Here is a 4,045-nt window from a genome sequence, read left to right as displayed (position 1 = left end):
TAGTGATCTTAATATCATTGCTGGGTTTTTTTGTGCTTAACATCAGGGCGTATTTAACCTTTCATGATTTGATCCGTCAGAAATGAACACTACTGATATCATTACTCATGACAGGAGTTATCGACAAGCGCGTTTAAAATGCCACATGATGACGCTGGTGCACTACTTGCACATTTCTGGCGCAAAACGGTCAAGTGATGCTTTAAGTGCATCAGTTCTTCCATTCGTATTTCCACAGCATGAATGTGCTCATCTAGCAAGTTATTCACATCGCCGCAGTCCTTGTCAGGCGACTCCCAGTATTCAAGTAAGATTCGCACATCATCTAAAGCCATATCGAGCGTACGGCAATGTAGGATAAATTGTAGACGCTCAATGTGCTCTTCATTATATAAACGATAATTCCCTTCGCTACGAAAAGGCTCGGGTAATAAACGCTCTTTTTCATAATAGCGAATGGTTTCTACTGTGGCACCTGTGCGTTTAGCGAGCTCACCAATTTTGATTGTCATAACAACCTCTATGATTTAAATAATTAAAGTGGCTGTAAAGACTAGCGCTAGAGAAATTAAAATTACGAAACTGTAGATAAATAACCTTGACTCTAAAGCCACTATAGGGTTCATAATATCATTATTCAAAGGGTAAATTATTATGAAATATCATATTGAAGGTATGGACTGTGCCAGTTGCATCGGCAAGATTGAAACAGCTTTGAAACGTATGCCTGGGGTTTCTGATGTTCAGCTGAATTTCGCTACAGAAACGCTAGAGCTAAATTTAGCCCCTGGTGCGCCGACTCAGGCTAGTGATATCGAAAAAACAATCAAAAGCCTAGGGTTCGGCATCTCTGCCAATACTGGTCAACAAACTGTATCGGCTATTGATATTGACAGCGACAATCAGATGGCTCCGCAGGATAAGCAATGGTGGCAAACTCAAAAAGGCAAACAGGTTGTTGGCCTCGGTATTTTGATGGGCAGCGCTTATGCACTGTCACTACTGTTGCCCGCTTATGGGATATGGGTGTTTGCCATCGCTGTGATTGTAGGCGTTTTTCCATTTGCGCGCAAAGCCTTAGCACTGGCTAAAACAGGTTCATTCTTTTCAATTGAAACGCTGATGTCCGTCGCCGTGCTTGGCGCACTTATCATTGGTGAAGCTGAAGAGGCCGCAGCAGTTGTCTTTTTGTTCTCAATCGGTGAACTGTTTGAGAGTATCGCTGCTGATCGCGCTCGCGCTGGCATCAGAGCCTTATCATCGCTGGTTCCGAAAAGTGCAATTTTACTTGATGCTCAAGGTGGGCAGCGTAACGTTCCAGCGACTTCATTACAAGTGAATGACCTTGTGCTGGTGCGTCCTGGAGATAGGGTATCTGCTGATGGTTCCATTGTTCAAGGTGCGTCCAGCCTTGATGATTCGCCCGTGACGGGAGAGTCTGTTCCTGTTGCCAAGACGATGGGTGACAATGTATTTGCAGGGTCAATTAACATCGATGGTGTGCTCCAAGTGCGCGTAGAAAAGACAGCCGCCGATAACACCATTTCGCGCATTATTGAGCTGGTAGAGCAAGCCCAAGCCTCCAAAGCACCCACTGCCCGTTTTATTGAGAAATTCAGTCGCTATTACACACCGGCAGTGATGGCTATTGCCGCACTAATTATTATCATTCCACCGTTAGCCATGGGTGGAGATTGGTCGACTTGGTTGTATCGCGGTCTAGCACTGTTGCTGATTGCCTGTCCCTGTGCTCTTGTACTATCAACACCCGCTGCCATCGCCTCTGGTCTTGCTGTTGGTGCGCGCCGTGGCTTGCTGATCAAAGGCGGTAGTGCTTTAGAAACTATCGGCCAAGTGAAGACGGTCGCTTTTGACAAGACAGGCACTTTAACTGAAGGCAAACCACGCGTGACCGATGTTGTTGCCTTTACACAAGAGGACTCAAGTATTCAAGGTCAGAATTCTCAAGGTCAAGATGAGATATTGGCACTTTTTGCCAGTGTGGAGACTGGTTCTAGTCACCCACTTGCTGAAGCCATTGTCAGCCATGCTGAAGCCGCTAAAGTTGTTATACCTGTGGCTTCCAAAGCTTCTGCTACTGCGGGTAAAGCGGTACACGCAACTGTCGCGGAGCGCGCGCTAGCTATCGGTTCGCCTGTTTACGCAGCCGATGAGGCATTGATTTCATCCACACAACAGGCGCAAATTGAGGCGCTGCAAAATGAGGGTAAGACCGTCTCTGTTCTTTTCGATGAGCAAAACCGTGAAGTGCTTGGATTAATCGCGCTAAGAGACGAATTACGAGACGACGCTCATGAAGGTGTGGCTCAGCTCAAAGCGATGGGTGTGCGCTCCGTCATGCTAACAGGCGACAACCGCTTAACCGCTCAAGCACTTGCCAGTAATTTAGACGTGGAATGGGAAGCTGAGCTGTTGCCTGAGGACAAACTGCGCCTGCTTAACGAGATGAAGAACAACCGCAAAATAGCGATGGTTGGTGATGGTATTAACGATGCGCCAGCGCTAGCAACTGCCGATGTTGGCATCGCGATGGGTGGTGGTACCGATGTGGCCATTGAGACGGCCGATATCGCATTATTAAAAAGTCGTGTTACGGATATGGCTCATCTCATCGCACTTTCACGTGCCACCATGCGCAACATTCATCAGAACGTCATTTTCGCTTTAGGTCTCAAAGGCGTCTTTCTGATCACGACCGTATTCGGCATTACTGGACTATGGATTGCGGTTCTAGCTGATGCTGGAGCAACAGTGCTCGTTACTCTCAATGCGTTACGTTTACTGCGCTTTAAAGGCGCGCCTCCACTGGTAACTCCGCCTAAAGTAGTTAAATAAAACCCTTCGAAATCAATTAAAAACTAGAGATAGCAGCAGATTTCGGGGGTGGGTTCTAATAATAAAAATTCCACCGCTACAGTAAACTGCAACCGCATTAGAGTAAATAAGGTTAGACCGTATGTTGATTACAGAATTGGGCTATTTTGCCTTGCTTACCGCTTTTGTATTGGCGTTATTGCAGGTAATTCTGCCAACTATTGGTGTTATTCGTAACCAAGTTGCTTGGCAACGACTAGCCCCTAGCTTAGCTTGGGCACAGTTTGCCGCCATGATAACGTCATTTGGCGCTTTGATAGCAGGTTTTTATTATAATGATTTTAGCCTCAGTTACGTCGCGCAGCATTCCAATACGCTGTTTGCCTTGGTACTATAAGTTATCGGCGACATGGGGCGGACACGAGGGCTCTTTGCTGCTATGGATGACCATCATGGCCACATGGTGTGCACTGGTATCATACTTTAGTCGCGGCTTGCCGTTATCAATGCGTGCGCGGGTATTAGTTATTTTGGCCGGTGTACAGTTAATGATGCTAACAATGCTGATATTTACCTCGTCACCGTTTGAGCGTACCTTACCCAATCTAGCGGTCGATGGCGCTGATTTAAATCCTGTCCTACAAGATTTCGGTCTGATTATTCATCCGCCCATGTTATATATGGGCTATGTGGGTATGGTAGTGCCTTTTGCATTTTGTATGGCGGCATTGTGGGAAGGGCGTTTAGATGCTGCTTGGACACGCTGGTCACGTCCATGGGCGCTCGCGGCTTGGGGATTTTTGACCATTGGTATTGCACTGGGCTCGTGGTGGGCCTACTACGAGCTTGGCTGGGGCGGTTGGTGGTTTTGGGATCCGGTAGAGAACGCCTCGTTTATGCCTTGGCTTGTCGGCTTAGCATTGCTGCATTCATTAGCAGTCACTGAAAAGCGCGGGGTGTTTAAAGCATGGACCATCATGCTGGCTATTTTCGCCTTTGCCTTAAGCTTGCTTGGCACGTTCCTGGTACGCTCTGGAGTCCTTACCTCAGTGCATTCGTTTGCCGCTGATCCGACGCGTGGTTTGGTCATCTTAGCTATTCTTGGCATTATCATCGGTAGTGGTCTATTAATGTTTGCCGTTCGCGGTTGGCGTTTAACCGTTGAAAGTCAATATCAGCTGATTTCACGTGAGTCCTTTTTAGTGATCAA

Annotated in this window: 2 protein-coding genes and 1 pseudogene; 2 read left to right on the top strand and 1 reads right to left on the bottom strand. The window is 47.1% G+C overall.

Annotated elements, in window-relative coordinates:
• Nucleotides 1–101: 101 nt before the first annotated feature.
• Nucleotides 102–512 (bottom strand): Cd(II)/Pb(II)-responsive transcriptional regulator, encoded by a 411-nt coding sequence (gene cadR / locus ACQKCG_RS13755; RefSeq protein WP_007394845.1) that lies wholly within the window; start codon nucleotides 510–512, stop codon nucleotides 102–104.
• Between the two features lie 142 nt (nucleotides 513–654).
• Here cadR and ACQKCG_RS13750 point away from each other — a divergent pair, with 142 nt between their 5' ends.
• Complete coding sequence (locus tag ACQKCG_RS13750) at nucleotides 655–2,856, top strand: heavy metal translocating P-type ATPase (RefSeq protein ID WP_075107733.1); 2,202 nt, start codon at nucleotides 655–657, stop codon at nucleotides 2,854–2,856.
• A 121-nt stretch (nucleotides 2,857–2,977) separates the two neighbouring features.
• A pseudogene (locus tag ACQKCG_RS13745) lies at nucleotides 2,978–4,045 on the top strand (heme lyase CcmF/NrfE family subunit); the annotation flags it as partial.

Origin of the sequence: Psychrobacter sp. NPDC078929, assembly GCF_050267985.1 — a bacterium.
Classification (GTDB): Bacteria; Pseudomonadota; Gammaproteobacteria; order Pseudomonadales; family Moraxellaceae; genus Psychrobacter.
The sequence above is the reverse complement of the archived record's forward strand: the minus strand, read 5'-3'. Positions and strand labels throughout refer to the sequence as shown.

Bases quoted from the DNA above. Each gene is read 5' to 3' on its own strand.
- cadR (WP_007394845.1), bottom strand. From the start codon at position 512: ATGACAATCAAAATTGGTGAGCTCGCTAAACGCACAGGTGCCACAGTA.
- ACQKCG_RS13750 (WP_075107733.1), top strand. From the start codon at position 655: ATGAAATATCATATTGAAGGTATGGACTGTGCCAGTTGCATCGGCAAG.